The organism is Chitinophagales bacterium (genome assembly GCA_016787225.1).
Taxonomy (GTDB): domain Bacteria; phylum Bacteroidota; class Bacteroidia; order Chitinophagales; family JADJOU01; genus CHPMRC01.
This window is the reverse complement of record JAEUUY010000021.1, coordinates 132,041-152,092: the sequence shown is the minus strand read 5'-3', so window position 1 is coordinate 152,092 and position 20,052 is coordinate 132,041. Positions and strand designations below refer to the sequence as shown.

At 37.1% G+C, this 20,052-nt stretch carries 23 protein-coding genes and 1 tRNA gene; 18 read left to right on the top strand and 6 right to left on the bottom strand.

What is annotated here, in order from left to right; all coding sequences use genetic code 11:
- The first annotated feature begins 98 nt into the window (after nucleotides 1-98).
- A complete protein-coding gene (locus JNL75_07770) occupies nucleotides 99-293 on the top strand; it encodes a 30S ribosomal protein S21 (GenBank protein MBL7789704.1) in 195 nt (64 codons plus the stop codon).
- Between the two features lie 61 nt (nucleotides 294-354).
- On the opposite strand, the gene JNL75_07765 is transcribed toward JNL75_07770, so the two are convergent.
- Nucleotides 355-732: a hypothetical protein gene (locus JNL75_07765; GenBank protein MBL7789703.1), complete on the bottom strand. Its 378-nt coding sequence runs from the start codon at nucleotides 730-732 to the stop codon at nucleotides 355-357.
- Between the two features lie 66 nt (nucleotides 733-798).
- On the opposite strand from JNL75_07765, the gene JNL75_07760 reads away from it, so the two are divergent.
- Both JNL75_07760 and JNL75_07755 read left to right on the top strand, forming a co-directional pair.
- Nucleotides 799-3,741, top strand: coding sequence for a DNA polymerase III subunit alpha (locus tag JNL75_07760; protein ID MBL7789702.1), 2,943 nt, complete (start codon nucleotides 799-801; stop codon nucleotides 3,739-3,741).
- A gap of 54 nt (nucleotides 3,742-3,795) precedes the next feature.
- Nucleotides 3,796-4,428, top strand: coding sequence for a hypothetical protein (locus tag JNL75_07755; protein MBL7789701.1), 633 nt, complete (start codon nucleotides 3,796-3,798; stop codon nucleotides 4,426-4,428).
- Between the two features lie 44 nt (nucleotides 4,429-4,472).
- On the opposite strand, the gene JNL75_07750 is transcribed toward JNL75_07755, so the two are convergent.
- Nucleotides 4,473-5,123 carry a hypothetical protein gene (locus JNL75_07750; GenBank protein MBL7789700.1) on the bottom strand — a complete coding sequence of 217 codons (651 nt, stop codon included), beginning with the start codon at nucleotides 5,121-5,123 and terminating at the stop codon, nucleotides 4,473-4,475.
- Nucleotides 5,124-5,128: 5 nt separating this feature from the next.
- Entirely contained in the window at nucleotides 5,129-5,737 is a 609-nt protein-coding gene (locus tag JNL75_07745) for an SOS response-associated peptidase (protein ID MBL7789699.1), read from the bottom strand.
- 153 nt (nucleotides 5,738-5,890) lie between these two features.
- On the opposite strand from JNL75_07745, the gene JNL75_07740 reads away from it, so the two are divergent.
- From JNL75_07740 to JNL75_07725, 4 genes are all read left to right on the top strand, one after another.
- Nucleotides 5,891-6,364 carry a L,D-transpeptidase family protein gene (locus JNL75_07740; GenBank protein MBL7789698.1) on the top strand — a complete coding sequence of 158 codons (474 nt, stop codon included), beginning with the start codon at nucleotides 5,891-5,893 and terminating at the stop codon, nucleotides 6,362-6,364.
- Nucleotides 6,365-6,378: 14 nt separating this feature from the next.
- Nucleotides 6,379-7,623: a hypothetical protein gene (locus JNL75_07735; GenBank protein MBL7789697.1), complete on the top strand. Its 1,245-nt coding sequence runs from the start codon at nucleotides 6,379-6,381 to the stop codon at nucleotides 7,621-7,623.
- A 44-nt stretch (nucleotides 7,624-7,667) separates the two neighbouring features.
- Nucleotides 7,668-8,306 (top strand): MOSC domain-containing protein, encoded by a 639-nt coding sequence (locus JNL75_07730; protein MBL7789696.1) that lies wholly within the window; start codon nucleotides 7,668-7,670, stop codon nucleotides 8,304-8,306.
- Nucleotides 8,307-8,381: 75 nt separating this feature from the next.
- Nucleotides 8,382-9,041: a hypothetical protein gene (locus JNL75_07725; GenBank protein MBL7789695.1), complete on the top strand. Its 660-nt coding sequence runs from the start codon at nucleotides 8,382-8,384 to the stop codon at nucleotides 9,039-9,041.
- Nucleotides 9,042-9,142: 101 nt separating this feature from the next.
- Here the strand turns inward: JNL75_07725 and dinB are convergent, their stop codons facing one another.
- Nucleotides 9,143-10,321, bottom strand: a complete 1,179-nt coding sequence (dinB, locus tag JNL75_07720; GenBank protein MBL7789694.1) for a DNA polymerase IV — start codon at nucleotides 10,319-10,321, stop codon at nucleotides 9,143-9,145.
- Between the two features lie 322 nt (nucleotides 10,322-10,643).
- Here dinB and JNL75_07715 point away from each other — a divergent pair, with 322 nt between their 5' ends.
- The 6 genes from JNL75_07715 to JNL75_07690 all read left to right on the top strand — a co-directional run bounded on the left by JNL75_07715 (nucleotide 10,644) and on the right by JNL75_07690 (nucleotide 14,473).
- Nucleotides 10,644-11,822 carry an acetyl-CoA C-acyltransferase gene (locus JNL75_07715; GenBank protein ID MBL7789693.1) on the top strand — a complete coding sequence of 393 codons (1,179 nt, stop codon included), beginning with the start codon at nucleotides 10,644-10,646 and terminating at the stop codon, nucleotides 11,820-11,822.
- Nucleotides 11,823-11,892: 70 nt separating this feature from the next.
- Nucleotides 11,893-12,978, top strand: coding sequence for a glutamine-hydrolyzing carbamoyl-phosphate synthase small subunit (gene carA, locus JNL75_07710; GenBank protein MBL7789692.1), 1,086 nt, complete (start codon nucleotides 11,893-11,895; stop codon nucleotides 12,976-12,978).
- Between the two features lie 10 nt (nucleotides 12,979-12,988).
- Complete coding sequence (locus tag JNL75_07705; protein ID MBL7789691.1) at nucleotides 12,989-13,585, top strand: hypothetical protein; 597 nt, start codon at nucleotides 12,989-12,991, stop codon at nucleotides 13,583-13,585.
- The gene (locus JNL75_07700) at nucleotides 13,557-13,886 is read left to right on the top strand and encodes a hypothetical protein (GenBank protein ID MBL7789690.1); all 330 of its coding nucleotides are present in this window, start codon (nucleotides 13,557-13,559) and stop codon (nucleotides 13,884-13,886) included. The genes JNL75_07705 and JNL75_07700 overlap by 29 nt, the downstream gene beginning before the upstream one ends.
- A gap of 218 nt (nucleotides 13,887-14,104) precedes the next feature.
- Nucleotides 14,105-14,179 (top strand) — tRNA-Val (locus JNL75_07695).
- Between the two features lie 39 nt (nucleotides 14,180-14,218).
- Nucleotides 14,219-14,473, top strand: a complete 255-nt coding sequence (locus JNL75_07690; GenBank protein MBL7789689.1) for a GIY-YIG nuclease family protein — start codon at nucleotides 14,219-14,221, stop codon at nucleotides 14,471-14,473.
- Nucleotides 14,474-14,585: 112 nt separating this feature from the next.
- Here JNL75_07690 and JNL75_07685 read toward each other — a convergent pair whose 3' ends face one another.
- On the bottom strand, nucleotides 14,586-14,771 hold the full coding sequence (locus JNL75_07685; protein MBL7789688.1) for a DUF3820 family protein: 186 nt from the start codon (nucleotides 14,769-14,771) through the stop codon (nucleotides 14,586-14,588).
- A 41-nt stretch (nucleotides 14,772-14,812) separates the two neighbouring features.
- Nucleotides 14,813-15,784, bottom strand: a complete 972-nt coding sequence (locus JNL75_07680; GenBank protein ID MBL7789687.1) for a hypothetical protein — start codon at nucleotides 15,782-15,784, stop codon at nucleotides 14,813-14,815.
- A gap of 182 nt (nucleotides 15,785-15,966) precedes the next feature.
- Between JNL75_07680 and mutS the strand changes: the two genes are divergently transcribed.
- The 5 genes from mutS to JNL75_07655 all read left to right on the top strand — a co-directional run bounded on the left by mutS (nucleotide 15,967) and on the right by JNL75_07655 (nucleotide 20,045).
- Nucleotides 15,967-18,537 (top strand): DNA mismatch repair protein MutS, encoded by a 2,571-nt coding sequence (gene mutS, locus JNL75_07675; protein ID MBL7789686.1) that lies wholly within the window; start codon nucleotides 15,967-15,969, stop codon nucleotides 18,535-18,537.
- 80 nt (nucleotides 18,538-18,617) lie between these two features.
- Nucleotides 18,618-18,824, top strand: a complete 207-nt coding sequence (locus JNL75_07670) for a hypothetical protein (GenBank protein MBL7789685.1) — start codon at nucleotides 18,618-18,620, stop codon at nucleotides 18,822-18,824.
- Nucleotides 18,825-18,885: 61 nt separating this feature from the next.
- Nucleotides 18,886-19,077 (top strand): virulence RhuM family protein, encoded by a 192-nt coding sequence (locus JNL75_07665; protein ID MBL7789684.1) that lies wholly within the window; start codon nucleotides 18,886-18,888, stop codon nucleotides 19,075-19,077.
- Between the two features lie 3 nt (nucleotides 19,078-19,080).
- A complete protein-coding gene (locus tag JNL75_07660) occupies nucleotides 19,081-19,488 on the top strand; it encodes a GNAT family N-acetyltransferase (protein MBL7789683.1) in 408 nt (135 codons plus the stop codon).
- The gene (locus tag JNL75_07655) at nucleotides 19,485-20,045 is read left to right on the top strand and encodes an AAA family ATPase (protein ID MBL7789682.1); all 561 of its coding nucleotides are present in this window, start codon (nucleotides 19,485-19,487) and stop codon (nucleotides 20,043-20,045) included. The genes JNL75_07660 and JNL75_07655 overlap by 4 nt, the downstream gene beginning before the upstream one ends.
- Nucleotides 20,046-20,052: the final 7 nt, after the last annotated feature.

Sequence of the window (20,052 nt, the reverse complement as noted above, 5' to 3'; positions counted from 1 at the left end):
TTACTGTGCCTGACTACTGTGACTTTTTAAAAAACTTTTAACTGAAAACTAAAAACTTCTTATATTTGCAGGCTTATAAAAAAAGGAGGTAATTATATATGTTAATCATAGATTCAAGAGAAGCAGACTCAATAGATAAGTTGCTTAAAAAGTACAAGAAAAAGTTCGACCAAACCGGAACTGTAAAAAAATTGCGTGCTAGACAACATTTTACAAAAAAGTCTGTTGCTTCTAGAAATCAGCGACTCAAAGCTGCGTATACTCAATCATATTTAAAGAGCTTAGAAGGATAATTCTCCAAGTATTTTATTGATTTTTAGAATCCCCTTACGAAAGTAAGGGGATTTTTTTGTATCATTCGCTAATTCTGCCAATTGGAGTTTTGCTCATTAATATATAAATTGTATTCTTAACAATCTGTCCCTTGACTAAAACATTTATTTCTATATAACTTTGTGGGGGATTTGAAAACATACAAGAAATACATGGATTTTCTATAAGCCTCACACAAGGCTTGCATTTGAGCCAGTTTTCGAGTAAATTTATTTTAGCTTCATCTGATAGATTAGCGTCTAAAGTCACTAAAAAATTGTTCATATAAGTTGAAGCGGTTGCATAATCAGCATATTCTATAGAATTACAGAATTCAGATGAATAAGAACAATTGTCTTCTTCTTTACCGCAAGCTATTAGACTAATAAGAAACAAGTATAATGTCAGTCGTTTTATCATAATCTTTGTTTATATTTACAAAGATAATTCATCCGCTTTTCATATCCAAAATTCATTGTTTACTTCATGCTTCTCTGCACTCATACCTATTTTAGTCTTGGTTATGGCACACTATCGCCAAGTCAGTTGTTAGAGGCTGCAAAACAAAACGGATATGAGTCGATTGCCTTAACGGATATCAATAATACATCTGCGTCCATAGATTCTATTCGATTAGCTGAGGAATTAGGTATTCAACTTAGCCTTGGTATCGATTTTCGAAATGGTATAGAGCAGTGTTATATAGGAATAGCTAAAAATAATATGGGGTATCTCGAACTCAATCGACATTTGTCAGAATTTTTACACAAAGACCAAGAGTTTCCAAAAATAGCTCCAAATTTTAAGCATGTCAATGTAATTTATCCTTTAAGTAAGTATTTAGGTCATAAGCTGAAAGACTATGAATATATTGGCATTTCGGCAAAAGAAGTATCAAAACTTCCTTTTTTATACAAAAGTTTAAATATAGAGAAATGCATCATTTTGCAGCCGCTGAGTTTTTTACAAAAAAGAGACTTTAATGCCCATCGTTTATTGCGTGCTATCGATAAAAACATGCTTTTAAGTCGCTTGGAACCTCATGATCAAGCCAGCATAGAAGAATTAATCTTAAAAGTATCCGTACTCAAAGAAATTTTTAAAGACTATCCCATTATTATAGAAAATACGTTGAATCTGCTGAACGAATCAAAGGTTGAAATCGAAATGGGCAAGATGAGTTTTAAAAACAAACGATTCTACACAACCAGCTATGATGAAGATAATCAAATGCTTCGACAATTATGTATAGAAGGTCTTCCCTACCGCTATTCAGAGGTCACGGATGAAATCACGCAACGAATGGAAAAGGAATTGTCTGTCATTCAAACCATGAAGTTTGCATCCTATTTCCTTATCAACTGGGATATTGTAAGCTATGCGAGGTCCAAGGATTATTTCTACGTGGGTAGAGGCAGTGGAGCCAATAGTCTGGTGGCTTATCTTTTGCGGATAACGGATGTAGATCCTATCGAACTCGATTTATACTTCGAGCGATTTATCAATCCCTTTCGGAATAACCCACCAGACTTTGACATCGACTTTTCATGGACAGATCGAGATGATATGACAGAATATATCTTCCATCGATTTGGATACGAACATACCGCTTTACTCGGCAGCTATAATACCTTTCAGAAAGATGCCGTCATACGTGAATTGGGAAAGGTTTTTGGTTTACCAGCACATGAAATTGATAAACTTCAACGTGAGAAAGACATACAGCAACTGGATTCTATGAGTCAATTGGTGCTTCAATATAGTCAGCTGATAGCAGGATTCCCAAGCCATCTTAGTATTCATGCTAGTGGTATCATCATATCTGAAGAACCTATCCATAGCTTTACGGCTACATTTATGCCCCCTAAGGGTTATCCTACCACACACTTCAGCATGTTAGAAGCTGAGGATATTGGTTTGGCAAAATTTGACATTCTCAGTCAGCGAGGACTCGCAAAAATCAAAGAAACTGTCGATATATTGGCTATGACTAGGGGTATAGACATCGACATACATCAGGTAGCGAAATATAAAGAAGATGAACTCGTCAAGGATTTACTCCGACAAGGAAAATGCATAGGTTGCTTTTATATCGAATCTCCTGCTATGCGCATGCTCCTTACCAAGCTCCAAGCGGATGATTATTTGAGGTTAGTAGCTGCGAGTTCTATCATACGTCCAGGAGTAAGTAAGAGCGGAATGATGGCAGAATATATTCAGCGCTTTAGAGACCCCGTAAAAAGGGAGAAGGCAAAGAAAGCGATTCCACATCTCTATGAAATCTTAGAAGAAACCTATGGAGTTATGGTTTACCAAGAGGATGTTATCAAAGTCGCACATTATTTTGCAGGATTGACTCTAGCTGAAGCTGATTATCTCCGCAGAGGCATGAGTTGGAAGTTTAAACAGCGAAATGAATTTCATAAAGTTAAAGAAAATTTCTTCCATAATTGTATACAAAAAGGCTATCAACAGAAAACGATACAAGACATTTGGTTTCAGATAGAAAGTTTTGCGAATTATGCTTTTTCTAAAGCACACTCCGCCAGCTATGCCGTGGAGAGTTTTCAAGCCCTCTACCTCAAAGCTTATTATCCTCTAGAATATATGGTAGCTACCCTCAATAATGGCGGAGGCTACTATCGGACAGAGATTTATGTGCATGAGGCTCGCATGCATGGTGGTCATATTGAAGCACCCTGTATCAATCAAAGCCATGTGATGACCACTATTCATGGCAAGAATATCTTTCTTGGATTCCAAATGATTCAAAACCTCGAAGCCAATACGGTGCGTTCAATTTTAGAAGAAAGAAAAAAAGCGGACTTTGAAAATTTGACAGACTTTATCGCTCGAGTAAAAATTTCGCTAGAACAGATTATACTTCTCATTCGAATAGGTGCCTTCCGATTTTCTGGAAAAAATAAAAAAGAACTGCTCTGGCAGGCGCATTTAGAAATTAATCCCAAACAAGAGATACACTCCAATGAGTTATTTAAAAAAGAAGTTATAGACTATCAATTCCCCAAGCTAGAGCATCATTGGCTGGACGATGCCTTGGATGAAATAGAGCTATTAGGGTTTCCTCTTTGTTCACCTTTTCAGTTGCTAAAAAATCCACTGCAGGATAATTTCTTGGCGCGAGATTTAAAGAACTATTTACATAAAGAAGTTGTCATTATAGGTTATCTGGCTGCTGTGAAACGCAGTAGCACACACCAAGGCAATAAAATGTATTTCGGAACCTTTATCGACCAAGATGGCGACTGGATAGACACCGTTCACTTCCCACCATCCGCTGCTGCATTTCCATTTCGGGGCAATGGCTGTTATCGACTACGCGGAAAGGTTGTCATAGAATTTGATTTTATTTATATTGATGTAAAGGAAATGCAACGATTGGAAACGGTGAATAGGGATAATGTATAATAAGGAAATTAATTTTTAGCTATATTTGGTTTAAGATTAAGACTATAAATCACTGTGGAAAAATACCAAGACAAATATAGAATCCCTTCTGCTCGATGGCAAAATTGGGATTATGCATGGGATGGGGCGTATTTCATAACAATTTGTACCCGCAATCGTGCCCATTATTTTGGCGAAATAATAGACGATCAAATGGTTTTATCCAATATTGGAATTATTGCCAATATTCTATGGTACGAAATAAAAAATCATGCACAGAATATAGAAATAGACGAATTTGTGGTCATGCCAAATCACATTCATGGGATATTGATATTGCACGGCAATGATACCAATACGGTAGAGACAAGGCACGCCTTGTCTAATGAACAAAATGCACAGACGGGGCATACCCTGTCTGATCAACAAAACAATGAGACAAGGCATGCCTTGTCTCTACCGCATGGGGATGATTTATCCCCTGGCAAAAAACGATTTCAAAATCAGGGTAAAAACACAATATCATCTGTTATAGGTTCCTACAAATCTGCTGTAACCAAACACTGCAAAAGACTGGGTATTGAATTTGGATGGCAATCGCGATTTCACGACCACGTAATTCGAGATTATACATCTTTTATAAATATTCAAAATTACATTCGCACCAATCCTCTCAATTGGAACAAGGATAAATTTTATGGGGAATGATAGCCATAATTTTATTTCAATCGAGAATCAAAATAATAAATTAACTATTTCTTTATATAACTCTCTCCTTTGGCAAATTCATTTTTCTTAATGAATTCTCTAAACTGTTTTTTACTTGGGTTGGCTTTAAAGGGTCGAATGAAATCTTGTTTAGTCTCGGTGATAGTCTGCAATAAGTTAATCTCCTCTTCGCTGCTTATTTGACTTATGTTTAATAAACCTTTCTTTAAGGACAATTTTCTCACACCCCAAGAACTATCGCCATATTTTTGATTCAAAAAAAAATAACCTTTCATCTTTCTAAGTTTGTCTCCTTTATTTAAATCAAAAATTGTGTCAATATAAATATAGTGAAAATCTGATATAAAGCTATCTCCCAGCCGCCTAAATTTAAATTTCATAGATGACTCTTTATCATACAACGTGTCACCAATTATCTCTGCCAATTCAAATATACTATCTCGTAAATCAATAGTATCTTTTCCTATATGGTGTTTGATAACATGATAACTCGTAATCTCAAGATCAATATAATCAGTCAAATTTGAATAATAACCTTGAAGCCTTTTCGGAATAGTGGCCAAATCTTTTTTACCTTGCGGCTGAGGTGAAGTAAATTCAACATATTCAATAGGTCTGCTTTCGTGACAAGAAAAACATAATAAAACGTATCCTAATAAATATCCTCTCAACATATCAGTTAAAGTTCTGTTGTGATTAAATTCCCATTAAATAAGGTATCATCTAACTTCCCCTCCAGCCAATCCATTTCATTCTCTTTTGTCAATATCAACGGCATTCGTTTCTTGGTATTGTGTATGACTGCCATCTGCTCATTCGCTTCCATAGTCAGAATGGTAAAGCTAGGAATAAGCTCTCCTGTAGTGGTATCAGTCCAGACGCTATACAAACCGCCTAGGGCAAATGGTTCTCCATCAGGCATGGTCATGAGAAAAAGTTTTTTGACCTTCCCTTTCGGGTCTTGCCATTGATATTCGTAGAAGCCGTCAATTAACACCAGACAACGATTTGTTGTATAGGAACGAAAACTAGGTTTTTCTTCGATAGTTTCTATTCGAGCATTCAAGGTGTTTTTACGTATCTCCTTATCCTTAGCCCAGTGAGGTATCAATCCCCAATGAAATAATTGAATACTCTCTGTTTCTTTGTTTGTGATAATAGGCACTAAAGGAAAAGCAAAGCCAGAAGACTTTTCTATCTGCTCCAGCTGAGGTGGATACTTAACCCGTGCGCGAAATCTCCCTTCTAAGAGGCGTTCGTTGGCAGTTTGCTTAATGGTATAACACATAATTCAGAAGTCAGTAGTTAGCCGTCGGTAGTCAGTGTTTAATCAGTTTTTTTTTATATTTCAGTTCAAATTTAGTTAGTTTTGAATGAAAAAATTCATATAAGACTTTTGAAACATTTTATACGAGTATTATTGATTGCCTTTACAATGATTATGACACTGATTATCTACAGATCAGTAACTCATTTTCCGATTCCTCCAGATTCAAAAATAGATAGAATAATAGTGGATAAATCAGATAGAACAATGCACGTATTCTCAAAAGAATATCTTTTAAAAACCTATTCTATAGCCATAGGTAAAAATACCCTTGGCAAAAAAGAAACAGAGGGAGATCAGAAAACCCCAGAAGGACACTATATGATATTCAATAAAAACCCGCACAGTCGGTATCATAAAAACCTAGGTATATCCTATCCAAATGCTGATGATAGAGCAAATGCTAAAAAACTAGGTAAAAGCACTGGTGGTGATATTAAGATTCACGGAACAGGAACAGAACTAGGTCCTTTCGATATATTTCACACTTGGTTCTATACGGATGGCTGCATTCGAGTTACGAATGATGAAATGGATGAATTATACAAAGCTGTAAAAATTGGCGCTAACATAGAGATTAAACCCTAATAAAACAACCTCAAATGAGATTGAGATATTCTTTGACAATAACAACCATCATTCTTTGTGTATCCGCTCACAGTCAAGAAACGGAAGGTAATTTTATACAAGACCCTCGCTCTAAATGTACCGTATGGTTTAAACACACATTTTCCGAAGATAGTGTTTCCTGGTCTGGAGGATGTACGAATGGCTTGGCTTCGGGATTAGGCACTATGATTGGTTTCACCGCAGGTAAAGAAACAAGTAAATATATCGGTGAAATGAAAGATGGTAAGCCACATGGACAGGGCAGTTTCACTTTCTGGAAAGATAGAAAACTATCAGGAAATTTTAGGTACGGAGAGCCCCTATTTCTCAATAACCAATTATTAAAACTATGGAAACGAACGATAGTATCAACTGGAGACTCTACAAACATCTATGTCGGTGATAACAATCAACAAAATCTTTTCTATGATGCCATAATTCCAGCAGACAGTATTCAAGGAGTTATCGTATTATTGCCTGGCACTTGGACAACTACAGAATACATTTTCAGCAGCATGAGTCTATTCTGCGAGTTAGCCCACCAGAATCATCTAGCGGTGATAGCACTTTCCATCAACCAAAGACTGACTTTAACCGATGAGGCATTGAGTATAATGAATACCATGATAACCAAAGCTATTCAAGAATACGATTTACCACGAGAAAAATTTGTTCTAGGAGGTTGGTCCATGGGTGGTATTTTCAGTATGCGATATGCCGAATTTTCCAATCAAGATTCAAGTAAAACGGTAATAAAACCAGTAGCCATTTTTAACTGCGATGGCCCGTGTGATTTGAAAAATGTCTATGCCAATTTTAAGCGTAAACTCAATAAAAACCCGAGCCAAAATGAACCCGCATACGGAATGAGAGAATTGGAAAAGTATTGTCAAGGCACACCTGAAACCGCTAAAAATAGATATGAATATTATTCGCCTTTTACAAGTTTCTCATCCGATGGCGGCAATGCAAAATATCTTTTAAAAACACCATTGAGAATTTATGGAGATGTAGACCCTAACTGGTGGATGGAAAATCGAAACGTCGATATGTATGACCTCAATGCTCTAGATCAAACAGCTATGATACAATGGCTCAGGGACAACGGAAATAAGCGAGCAGAATTTATTAATGCCTATCAAAAGGGTTATCGCCTCGAAGGGAATCGACATCCGCATTCGTGGAGTATAGTAGAACCGAATGATTGTATTCAATGGATTCTCAAAATCATTCAATAAAAACTAATAAAAAAAAATCGTTGTCCTATTAATAACAACCCTAAATGAAAATAGTCTCCACCAACTTAGCCAAACCCACCACCTTTTTATGGAATGAGAAAGAAGTAGTCACCGGTATTTATAAATTACCCAGTGATGAGCCCATATTTCTGTCCAAAACCGATGTCTTAAATGATGAAATTTCGGACCGAGTGCATCATGGAGGACATTTTAAAGCTTGTTATATTTTTTCAAAAGAACAATATCCATATTGGAAGGGTTTGTATCCAAACCTAAATTGGAACTGGGGGATGTTTGGGGAAAATCTAACGCTATCAGATTTTGATGAAAGAAAAGTATATCTCGGAGACATTTATAGAATCGGGAATGCCTTGGGTCAAATATCTCATTCACGAGAGCCTTGTTATAAACTCGGACATAAATTCGGAACCCAAGCTATCATCAAACAATTTATCGAGCGCGGTTTCGCAGGGAGTTACTTGAGTATTTTAGAAGAAGGTTCCGTAGAAGTCGGTGACGAATTCTCCTTAATGGATAGACCACAGCAAGGTCTCTCTGTCTACGATTTATTTCAACTTCACTATGCGAATGAAAAAGACCAAGAGCATTTAAAAATAGCAGTAGTAAGTGAGGCCATCTCAGTAAAGAAGAGAACGTTTTTTAAATCGTATATTGAAAACTAAGTAGTTTCAAAAATTCTAGATTGTTTTGTATATTTGTAGTGAACCTTTATAAGGTATACTACATAAAATAAAAAAGTGGATTTTATCAAAAAACTATTTAATAAGACCCAGCAATTTGAATTTGTTCAAGACAATAAAGGATTGCACCAGATTGGCGGAGAAATACCATCAGGATTCAAAATTCCTAATAACCAATTTTTAGGTGGATTTCAGTATTTAGGGATAATTAACAATGCAGACAGACAATTTGAATGGTTACCATTTCCATTACATTTAATTTGTCCAATATTTACAGACTTTGACTACATTTTCTTAGACTACGAAAAATCAAATGAACCCGAACTGATTTATCCAACAAACTCAGCAGCAGTTACAAGTGCTTACGATGAACTAACTAAAGAGTCGTATGTGGTTTACAATAGAGCAAACTTCTCATTAAAACCATTTAACGGAATAAATGATGAGAACGAATTTGAGGTTATAGCTATTACAGGGAAACCTCATTGGACACAATCTTCAGACGTTCCTACTTGTCCAAAATCTAAAAAGAAGATGAGATTCATTTGCCAACTAATGAGTAATGCACCTATAACTGCAAAGGAAAAAAACTTTAAAAGTGACGATGATTACTATGAAAATATATTTAAAAACTTAAACTTCTGGTGTGACGGAAATCTAAAAGTATTTTTTGAACCAACCTCAAAAGTTGCCTGTTACTTTATACAAAACACTTAATAAACACATACTTTGATTAAATAAAATCTAGCGGTTAAAACCATTCAAAACTCTCTACCCACAACTACCGACCACTTTCTACTTTCAACTTCCCACTATTTCTACCCCTTAAACGGATTTAAAAACTCTCGTTTTTTCATTCCTACTATCGAAGCGCGTTGGATGATATTTTCTCCGAAGCGGTCGCGGAGCTTGTCCATAGCACTATAGAGCATCACTTTTTCGGTCATATCATCGAAGAGGTCAAACTGATACGAACCCTGCACCAAGTGGCTAAATCGAATCCCAATCAATCGTATCAAGAGTCGCTTTTGAAATAATTTATGAAACAAGGTCTTGACCTTGTCTATGAGCACGTGATCCATCGCCGTATAGGGAACCTTGCACTGCATGGTATAGGTATTGAAGTCCGAATAGCGAATTTTGATGGTGACGCAGGCGGTTAGTTTTTTCTTGCTTCGCAGCTGGTAAGCGAGACTCTCTGTCATATTGGTTAGGACCTGCTGGAGGTAGTGCACATCTATGGTATCTTTATCAAAGGTCGTCTCCGTCGATATAGATTTATTTTCACTGTAGGGTACTAGCGGCGAATGGTCTATACCATTGGCTTTTCGCCATATCGCCGCACCATTTTCTCCCAAGACACGCTGCATGATTTCCAGCGGCATTTCCTGAATTGTCTTGATTTTCTCTATACCCATATTGCGAAGCAGACTATAGGTCTTCTCACCCACCATAGGTATTTTACGAATAGACAGAGGGGCTAAAAATTCTTTTTCATTGCCCACGGCTATCTCTAGCTGACCATTGGGTTTGGCCTGTCCCGTGCCTATCTTAGCCACCGTCTTATTGCACGACATAGCTAGGGATATGGGGAGAGCCGTTTCTTTCATAATGGTAGAGCGGAGTTCGGTCGCATATTTGAAACAACCAAAAAAGCGGTCCATCCCCGTGAGGTCTATATAAAATTCATCGATCGAAGTCTTTTCGTAGAGCGGTACGCGCTCGCGGATGATATCCGTAATGATATTGGAGTAATAACTGTACTGCTCGTGATCTCCACGCACGATCATAGCTTCTGGACAGAGCTGGCGAGCGAGCTTCATAGACATGCCCGAATGTATGCCATAACTGCGCGCTTCGTAGCTACAGGATGCCACCACACCGCGGTCACTCGTGCCACCTACCAGCACAGGCTTCCCTATCAGCTGCGGCTGATTTTTCCGCTCTACCGAGACGAAAAAGGTGTCTAAATCCATGTGTGCAATCGTGCGCTGCATATCTATAAGTCGCGAAAAATAAGTGGTGTAAAAAATCTAATACTAAAGTAGTTCATTATTTTGACTTGGGACAAATATAAAAATCCACATTGCCAAAAAATGGCGCTTATTTGATTGAAAAATAAGGAACTAAAACTTATCCACAATCTTAATAATTGCCCCAAGGACTTGAACCTATCTAGCTATCTTTAACCATTTAATTATGAATTACTTAAGCAGCATGGTTGCATTCCCATTAAAATTTTAATCCTCTCTATGAAAATATTCGGATAAAAATTTTAATGTACATTTGTGCCACAAAAAAATTAATAAACCATTTTATATGAACGAAGTATATGTAGTAGCCTATGGTCGCACGCCAATAGGTGCTTTTAGTGGTTCTTTGGCTGCTAAGACAGGTGTTGAATTAGGAATTGATGCTATAAAGGGAGTTTTGGAAAAGTCTTGCATTCAAGCCAAAGAAATCCAAGAGGTTATTTTAGGGAATGTACTTCAAGCCAATAATGGACAAGCGCCAGCGCGTCAGGCTGCTTTAGGTGCGGGATTGACTCACCAAACGGCCTGCACGACCATCAATAAAGTATGTGCTTCCGGTTTGAAATCTATTGCTTTAGGAGCACAATCTATCCAACTAGGAAACTACGATGTCGTTTTAGTAGGTGGTTTTGAGTCTATGACCAATGCGCCTTATTATATCCCGAACGGAAGAGGTGGTTATCGCTATGGTAATGGTGAAATCGTCGATGCTATTGTTCGAGACGGCTTACAAGATCCTTTTAAAAAAGGGATGATGGGTAATATCGCTGAACTTTGTGCAGCGAAATATGAAATCACAAGAGAGCATCAGGATGCTTATGCAATAGAATCATACAAGCGCGCCCAAGCAGCTTATGCCGAAAATGCTTTTGCAGATGAGTTGATACCTGTTGCTATCCCACAAAGAGGTGGCGAACCTAAACTAGTCACCGAAGATGATGAATACAAAAATGTAAAATGGGATAAAGTAACAACTGTCAAGCCTGCTTTTGATAAAAATGGAACGGTCACTGCCGTCAACGCTTCTAAAATCAACGACGGAGCAGCAGTGATGATCCTGATGAGCAAAGCAAAAATGGAAAGTTTAGGATTAAAGCCAATAGCAAAAGTAGTAGGATATGCCGATAGCGAACAAGACCCAGATTGGTTTACTACCTCTCCATCTGTAGCTATACCAGCTGCGATTAAGAAAGCAGGATTGACAGTAGAGCAGATAGATTATTATGAGATTAATGAGGCATTCTCTGTAGTTGCTCTAGCTAATTTACAGGAATTAAAACTCGATGCTAGCAAAGTCAATGTGTATGGAGGAGCAGTAGCACTTGGTCACCCAATTGGTGGCTCAGGAGCTAGAATCGCCTGTACCTTACTTTCTGTATTGAAAAATAAAAATGGGAAATATGGAGTAGCCGGTATCTGTAATGGTGGCGGTGGCGCTACAGCAGTGGTGTTTGAGAAGATGTAATTAATGTGATGATTTGACGATATGAAGATTGGTTGATGAGCGAATTAAACTGTATTAACTAAACAAACTAATTAAATTGAATAAGGGAATTTTAGTTTTAGAAAACGGCGATGTATTCGAAGGCGTATCGGTAGGTGCGAACACGACTCGTGTAGGCGAACTCTGCTTCAATACAGGTATGACAGGCTATCAGGAGTTATTTACTGATCCTAGTTATTATGGTCAAATGCTCGTGATGACTTCCAACCATATAGGAAATTATGGAACTCTTGAAGCTGATGAAGAAAATAAAAAGACATCTATCTTCGGAATGATTTGTCGTGAGTTTGCGGATAAACCATCGAGATACAAATCCACTATGTCGCTGCATGATTATTTCACAGCGCATAATGTTCCTGCAATAAAAGGAGTAGATACAAGAAAGCTGGTTCAGATTATCCGCAAACAAGGCGCGATGAATGCGATTATTTCCTCTGAAACCGATAATATAGAAGAACTCAAAAAACAATTAGCTGCAGCACCTAAAATGAAGGGGCAAGAGCTCTCTAGTAAAGTTTGCACCTCGGAAACTTATGAACTTGGCAACCCACAAGGAAAATATAGAATAGCCGTTTATGATTATGGGATTAAGACCAATATCCTAAACAATTTCGTTCAGCGCGATTGTTTCCTCAAAGTCTTCCCTGCCAAGACTCCTCTCAGTGAAGTATTAGCATGGAATCCGCAAGGAATATTTCTATCCAATGGTCCTGGGGATCCTGCATCTATGGATTATGCGGTGGTTACGACCAAAGAGATTCTCGAAAAAAATATACCTGTATTCGGCATTTGTCTAGGTCAGCAGATATTGGCTCTCGCAGCAGGGGCCAAGACGTATAAACTGCATTATGGACATAGAGGATTGAATCATCCAGTGAAAAACATAATCAACAATACCAGTGAAATCACTTCCCAAAACCATGGTTTCGGAGTGGATGGAGATTCTTTAAAATCACTATCCAATGTGGAAGTGACTCATATTAATCTCAATGATGAAACCATCGAAGGCATTCGCATCAAAGACAAAAAAGCATTCTCTGTGCAATATCACCCCGAGAGTTCCCCAGGACCGCACGATAGTGGGTATTTGTTTGATGAGTTTTTAGCTCTGCTTTAAAAAAAAGAATATGAAAATTGAAAAAAAGGGGAATTTAACTATTCTACATCTCAAAGAGAATACTTATAAGAAAAGGAAATTACTTTTTTTAGGCTTATTTCTTCTATACTTCGTAATGACAGCCTTTTTCTTTTGGACATTTGTATTGCCAAATTTGAGCTTTCAAAACATCATAGGCTCACTCATTCTTCTCGTTATATCAGGTGCTTATTTTTTTATTTCATACACTTTTTTAAAGCAAATAGTATCCTACGAGACAATAGCTATTGGAGAAGGAAAAATTGTAATTGAAAAAAAAGACCTTCAAAATACCTCACATCAAAGTTTTGACATTCATAGAATTCAAAATCTTCGCTATAAATACCAAGCTGAACCTACAGTAGATCATCCACTTAAGGGAAAATCTATCGATTACTTTGGTTTCGGCGCCAATGATAAAATCATACAACACTCTCACCGGGATGATAGTATAGTGTTTGAATATGAAGGAGACCGTTTTAGTTTTGGCAAACACTTATACAGCTGGGATTTTGAGAAAATTTACGAACTGATTTACCATAAACCCTATTTAGACGAAAATGAAGAAATACATCCTCATCATTCGTGAAGATATTCGCACCTCACGACCAGACAACGAATTAAAAGAAATCATTCAATTACATATCCAATGGGCACAAGAGCTCGCTTCAAAAGGTATATTTATCAATGGTTACGGGTTAAATGGCGAAGGTTGCCTATTAGAAATGATCGATGGAGAAATAGTAACGAAAGAAATACCCTATCCAGAAATTGCTTTTGGAGGCTTATATGTCATTCAGGCAGAGAGTTTTGAAGCGGCACTGGAGATAGGCAAACAATGCCCTACATTCTCGATTGGCGATAAAATCGAGGTGAGAGAATTAATTTAAAAAAGTCTTGTGCATTTATAAAATATCTTTATATTTGCACTCGCTTTTGAAAAAGGCTACGGACTTTGTCCGAAGGTCGAACGAATTCAAAGGGTGCTTAGCTTCAAAGCTGGTTGCCGACGTCCCGATAATTATCGGGAGTGCGGCATGCTGAAAAGCAAAGTTTCGTCAGCATCAGAGCAACTCGTTTACACGAAGAACTTTGATGCACAAAAAAAGGGTGCTTAGCTCAGCTGGTTCAGAGCATCTCGTTTACACCGAGGGGGTCGGGGGTTCGAATCCCTCAGCGCCCACCGAGAATGCCGACTTTTTAAGGTCGGCATTTTTTATTTATGTATTACGTTTATATTCTTTATTCAGAAAAGCACGACAAATATTATATTGGTCAGACCAATGATGTCAAAGCAAGAATTGAAAGGCACAATAATGGCTTAGAAAACTATACATCCAAATATATTCCTTGGATTCTTGTTGGATTTATTACTAAACCAACAAGAGCAGAAGCAGTTGTTTTAGAGAAAAAATTAAAGAATTTATCTAGAGAACGACTCCAAATTTTTATTGCGAAATATTGTGATAGGTCTTGAGTTCGAATGCTGACGTCCCGATAATTATCGGGAGTGCAGCATGCTGACAAGCAAAGCTTCGTCAGCATCCCTCAGCGCCCACCCAGAATGCCGACTTTTCAAGGTCGGCATTTTAGCTTTTAGATTCTTTTTTCAATTGCTCAATCATTTCCTCCAGCCCATTCAGTTTGATTTGATAAATCAGCGCCATCATATCTCCAAGCTTTCCCTTGGGGAAACCATCTTTATTTAGAAACCATTCGAGGTAGAAAACTGGCAAATCGCATACCTTCACATTTTTATACTTACCAAAGGGCATAGGATAAACTAGCGATTCTACTAAAATTTCTTTATTAAAAATCAATCAATGACTAAATTTTCTAGCACAGCTAAGCTAGCTAATTCTTGAGATATTTCGGAGGCTTTTTTAAGCAAAACTTCCTCTTTAGGATAGTTCTTAGCTAAAAGTGTGTAGGTTTTTTCTATGGCTTTCTCCTTCGTTAGGCCTTCAACTTTCATTAAGGCATAGGTCAAAACTTCGATACGTTGTCCTTTATCTTTGAGGTCTCCTAATTCAGCAATAATCCAACTCAAGGCTAAGAATTGAGGTTTGGCTAATTTGAGGTGAGTTGCTAGGTTTCTCGATGGCTTGAACTGATTAAAATGAGAGTTAATTATTTCATCTGTGTGATATTTGTCTAAAGTCAATTTATCCTTCGCATTAGCTACCAGCTTTACTGCTCCTTGCAAGGCTTGAGGATATATACTCAGCCATCTTAGTTTTCTTCTCAATTCATGGACATCATGCTCCATATCAACAAATTGAAATTCGTGGTCGCGCAAAAATTGTAGGATTTCTTTTGCCTCTATTTTATATATCTCAGTGAATAATTCGGCTTCCACATTTTCATCTTTCCAATCTGCCTCTTTCAGTTGTTTTCTGATTTTTTTTATCCTATCGCCATTATACCAGCCTTCTTTCTTAAGAATTTTATGACATGCTTCTGTTCTTTGCTCCAATTTCTCCTTAAAAAAAGATTTAACTTCTACAGAAATGGATTTACTTCGCACAAAGCTATACGTATAATGATTATAAAAATCTAACCACCCAAACGCATCTTCTACCTCCTTGGCCTTATCCCTTATTTTGGTAAATAACTTTTTATTATGAGCTTTTGCATATAATCTCGCTAAACCTTGCAACATAAAAAAATAGGTTCTAAAATTATTGTGATATAACCAAAAGACTCTATTTTCTTGTCCCTTGGATTCCGATAACAAGACTTCAATTTCTTCTAACTGCATTTCAAATCGCTGACGGCCATATATCATATACTTTCCATTTTAAATTCAAAGCAATATTATATGAAAAATATTCATTCCAATGTTAAGGATTCGTGGAATTTGATTTTTCCACAAATGAGAGGCTTTGTTTAAACCAAGATAGGCACAGTCAATAAAAGAAACTTATCTTAGCATGTTAATTAGAAACTGTGGCTCAGGAAACTCCATTAATGAAGCAATTTAATCAAATCAAGGCAAAGTACCCTGATGCGATTTTACTTTTTCGTGTAGGAGACTTTTACGAAACCTTCGGAGAAGATGCCGTCAAAGCCTCTTCCTGCCTCGGTATTACGCTCACCAAACGCGGAAATGGTGCTGCGGGAGAAATACCACTTGCTGGAATCCCATTTCATGCCTTAGACAATTATCTGCCTAAATTGGTCAAAGCAGGCTATCGCGTAGCTATATGCGAACAATTGGAAGACCCTAAAATGACTAAAACAATTGTCAAAAGGGGGGTAACGGAGATTATTACCCCTGGAATCGCTAGTCAAGATAATATTTTAGATTCTAAAAAAAATAATTACCTCGCTTCTATTTTTCTTGGTGCGAAAAAAATAGGCATCGCCTTTATTGATATTAGCACTGGTGAGTTTTATATCACAAATGGAGACGAATCCTATATTGATAAACTATTGCATTCCTATCGACCATCTGAGGTTCTCATCCCAAAACAGAACAAATCTCTATATCTCAAACGGATTAGTCAACATTTCTATACCTATGCTATGGAAGACTGGGTCTATGGTGAAGACTTCTCGAAAGAGACCTTATTAAAAAAGTTTCAAACAAATTCACTTAAAGGATTTGGTATTGAAGACTATGATGAAGGAACTATTGCAGCTTCCACCATACTACATTATTTGCATAGCAATGAGCAACACAAACTTGACCATATTCAAAAAATAACCATTCTAAAACCCGCGGAGGTGGTATGGTTAGATAATTTTTCTATACGAAATTTAGAATTGGTACAAGGTCAGCATGCACAAGCTGTTTCGCTTTTCGATATTCTCAATCAAACGCAGAGCAGCATGGGTTCGAGGATGCTACAGCGATGGATTTTACACCCATTAGTATCAATTGAAAAAATTGAACGAAGACTTTCACTCGTTGAATACCTAACGAAAAAAGATGTCTTTAAAGACGATTTAAAAAATATCATCTATCAGATAGGAGATCTCGAACGTTTGATTTCTAAAGTATCTATGCTCAAAGCCCAGCCGAGAGATATGGTACAGATTAAGCGCTCGCTTTTAAAAATCAAAGAATTGATTGCGCTGATCCAAACAACAGATTCTACAGATTATAAAAAATATATCGACTTTCTTCAACCATGTCATAGTTTAGTGGACATCATTGAGCGAAAACTTTTGGATGAGCCACCCGCACTATTGACCAAAGGCATCGCATTCAAACGTGGCTTTCACAGCGAACTCGATGAATATTTGTCTCTCGTCACGGATGGTAAACAATATCTCATCGACATTCAAACCAGAGAGCAACAAGCCACTCAAATTTCAAGTTTAAAAATTGGTTTTAACAACGTATTTGGCTACTATCTCGAAGTGACCAATACGCATAAAGATAAAGTACCCGAAAACTGGATTCGTAAACAAACTCTAACTAATGCGGAGCGATATATCACACCTGAACTGAAAGAATATGAATCTAAAATTCTAGGAGCTGAAGAAAAATTGAATCAAATTCAAGAAGTCTTGTGGACAGAATTGATGCAAGAAGCGCTAGAATACATAGAACCCATTCAACGCAATGCGCACACCATAGCGGAGATAGACTGCTTGCTTTCATTTGCTATCATAGCTATACAAAATGATTATACCAAACCGTCGGTTAACGATTCATTGATTATAGATATCAAAGGTGGGCGCCATCCAGTTATTGAAAAGCAACTTCCTGTTGGAGAGGCCTATGTTCCCAATGATATTTACCTCAACAATTCAGAACAACAACTCATCATGCTCACCGGGCCTAACATGAGTGGAAAATCGGCTCTACTGCGTCAAACTGCCCTTATCGTTTTGATGGCACAAATGGGCTCTTTCGTTCCAGCAAAATCTGCGCATATAGGATACATCGATAAGTTATTTACACGCGTAGGTGCCAATGATAACCTGAGTATGGGTGAATCTACCTTTATGGTAGAGATGAATGAGACAGCAAGCATTGTCAATAATTTTTCAGAAAGAAGTTTGATACTGTTAGATGAAATTGGTCGTGGGACAAGTACTTACGATGGCATATCTATTGCATGGAGTCTAGCGGAATACCTTTACTTTTCAAAAGAAAAACCCAAGACACTTTTTGCAACTCACTACCATGAATTGAATGAATTAGCAACAAAACATGAGCGAATCAAAAATTTTCACATCAAGACGAAAGAAGTCGATGGGCATATTATTTTCCTTCGAAAATTAGTCGAAGGCGGAAGCGAACACAGCTTCGGGATACATGTAGCCAAGCTAGCAGGGATGCCACATGATATAGTCAAGCGTGCAGAGAATATCATGCATGAACTCGAACAAAAATCACTTGCCGAAGAAAGCATAAAGAAGAAAATGAAACAAATTGCTGATAAATCTACTTATCAGTTGAGTATATTTGATCAAACTGACCCGCGATTGATTGTGCTGCGCGATGAGCTAGAAAAAATGGACATCAATGCCCTTACTCCGATGGAAGCGTTGATGAAATTGAATGAGTGGAAGAGTAGAATATAGTTGAAAGTTTAAAGTGACAAGTTGAAAGTTGAAAGTTTTGAGATTGATAATTAGCTAAACAAAAACCTAAATAATAGGAAATGAAAGAACTCATCTTATATACCTCAGTTGATGGAAATGTCAAAGTAGAAGTGACATACTCAGAGGGTAGTTTTTGGTTAAGTCAAAGGGCTATGAGCACACTTTTTGGTGTAGAAATACCTGCCATCAATAAACATTTAACTCATATTTATGAAACGAAAGAATTAAATCAGGACGCAACTATTTCCAAAATGGAAATAGTTTAGATGGAAGGTAGTCGAAAAGTAAATAGAAAAATTAATTGCAAAGCGAGGTATAGCTTATACAATGGAAAACTGGGTTAAATTCTTAGATAGCTTTTTAGAATTATCGAACTATCCAATATTGACCAACAAGGGTAAAGTATCTATGTTGAAAGCAAAACTCAAAGCAGAGAGTGAGTATGAAAACTATAGAGTTATACAGGATAGAAATTACGAAAGCGATTTTGATAGAGAAATAAAAAAACTCAAAAAGTAATAAATGCCATTTCAATATAACACAAACAAAGACCTACACCCTGCAAATGTTTTAGCTTTGTACTCAGATGCTGGATGGACGAACTATACCAAGTATATGCCCAAGCTCATGCGCGGTATAGCTAATTCGTTGGATGTCTTATCTGCATGGGATGATGAAAAATTGGTAGGTTTAATTCGAACTATCGGTGATCAAGAAACAATTATTTATATTCAAGATATACTCGTTCTTAAAGATTATAAACGCCAAGGGGTAGGTCGTCAACTTATGAAACACATTTTTGATAAGAATCAAGATGTAAGACAAATTATTCAGTTAACGGATAGTGAACCAGAACAGAAAAACTTTTATGAAAGTATGGGAATGGAAGATTGTCATACTTCGAATTTAAAAGCGTATCGGAGAGTATGAAGTATGAAATTCAGAAACTCCAGCGCATCAATGTCATCGGCACTTCAGGTAGCGGCAAATCAACATTTAGCAAGACCTTAGCTAGTAAGTTGAATTTACCTTATATCGAAATGGACTCTCTTTTTTGGAAGGATGATTGGAGGTTTGCGAGTGATGAAGAACTTATGGAAAATGTTCGACTAGCCACCAAAGGTGATCGATGGCTGCTTGATGGCAACTATAATCGCACCCAACCAATAAAATGGAAAAATGTACAAACCATCATCTGGCTAGATTATCCATTTCATTTAGTTTTTTATCGCGTTCTTAAAAGGAGTATCGCTAGATTATTTGATGGAAAACCACTATGGGGAACTAATAATCGAGAGTCGTTTAAAAAATCATTTTTATCCAAAGAATCAATTATATATTGGATGTGGACCAGCTACCCCAATATGAAGAAAAGATATACTAAAGTGTTTGAAAAGAATACGAAAAATTGGCAGTTGATTCGATTGACATCAACTTCTGCAGCAAATGATTTTTTAAATAATTTAGATTCCCAAGTTAATTTTTAACATATAA

What these genes read in the sequence shown, in the direction of transcription:
- JNL75_07770 (MBL7789704.1), top strand. Translation starts at nt 99, where the DNA reads ATGTTAATCATAGATTCAAGAGAAGCAGACTCAATAGATAAGTTGCTT.
- JNL75_07765 (MBL7789703.1), bottom strand. Translation starts at nt 732, where the DNA reads ATGATAAAACGACTGACATTATACTTGTTTCTTATTAGTCTAATAGCT.
- JNL75_07760 (MBL7789702.1), top strand. Translation starts at nt 799, where the DNA reads ATGCTTCTCTGCACTCATACCTATTTTAGTCTTGGTTATGGCACACTA.
- JNL75_07750 (MBL7789700.1), bottom strand. Translation starts at nt 5,123, where the DNA reads ATGTTGAGAGGATATTTATTAGGATACGTTTTATTATGTTTTTCTTGT.
- JNL75_07745 (MBL7789699.1), bottom strand. Translation starts at nt 5,737, where the DNA reads ATGTGTTATACCATTAAGCAAACTGCCAACGAACGCCTCTTAGAAGGG.
- JNL75_07740 (MBL7789698.1), top strand. Translation starts at nt 5,891, where the DNA reads ATGACACTGATTATCTACAGATCAGTAACTCATTTTCCGATTCCTCCA.
- JNL75_07735 (MBL7789697.1), top strand. Translation starts at nt 6,379, where the DNA reads ATGAGATTGAGATATTCTTTGACAATAACAACCATCATTCTTTGTGTA.
- JNL75_07730 (MBL7789696.1), top strand. Translation starts at nt 7,668, where the DNA reads ATGAAAATAGTCTCCACCAACTTAGCCAAACCCACCACCTTTTTATGG.
- dinB (MBL7789694.1), bottom strand. Translation starts at nt 10,321, where the DNA reads ATGCAGCGCACGATTGCACACATGGATTTAGACACCTTTTTCGTCTCG.
- JNL75_07715 (MBL7789693.1), top strand. Translation starts at nt 10,644, where the DNA reads ATGAACGAAGTATATGTAGTAGCCTATGGTCGCACGCCAATAGGTGCT.
- JNL75_07705 (MBL7789691.1), top strand. Translation starts at nt 12,989, where the DNA reads ATGAAAATTGAAAAAAAGGGGAATTTAACTATTCTACATCTCAAAGAG.
- JNL75_07700 (MBL7789690.1), top strand. Translation starts at nt 13,557, where the DNA reads ATGAAGAAATACATCCTCATCATTCGTGAAGATATTCGCACCTCACGA.
- JNL75_07690 (MBL7789689.1), top strand. Translation starts at nt 14,219, where the DNA reads ATGTATTACGTTTATATTCTTTATTCAGAAAAGCACGACAAATATTAT.
- JNL75_07685 (MBL7789688.1), bottom strand. Translation starts at nt 14,771, where the DNA reads ATGCCCTTTGGTAAGTATAAAAATGTGAAGGTATGCGATTTGCCAGTT.
- JNL75_07680 (MBL7789687.1), bottom strand. Translation starts at nt 15,784, where the DNA reads ATGATATATGGCCGTCAGCGATTTGAAATGCAGTTAGAAGAAATTGAA.
- mutS (MBL7789686.1), top strand. Translation starts at nt 15,967, where the DNA reads ATGAAGCAATTTAATCAAATCAAGGCAAAGTACCCTGATGCGATTTTA.
- JNL75_07670 (MBL7789685.1), top strand. Translation starts at nt 18,618, where the DNA reads ATGAAAGAACTCATCTTATATACCTCAGTTGATGGAAATGTCAAAGTA.
- JNL75_07665 (MBL7789684.1), top strand. Translation starts at nt 18,886, where the DNA reads ATGGAAAACTGGGTTAAATTCTTAGATAGCTTTTTAGAATTATCGAAC.
- JNL75_07660 (MBL7789683.1), top strand. Translation starts at nt 19,081, where the DNA reads ATGCCATTTCAATATAACACAAACAAAGACCTACACCCTGCAAATGTT.
- JNL75_07655 (MBL7789682.1), top strand. Translation starts at nt 19,485, where the DNA reads ATGAAGTATGAAATTCAGAAACTCCAGCGCATCAATGTCATCGGCACT.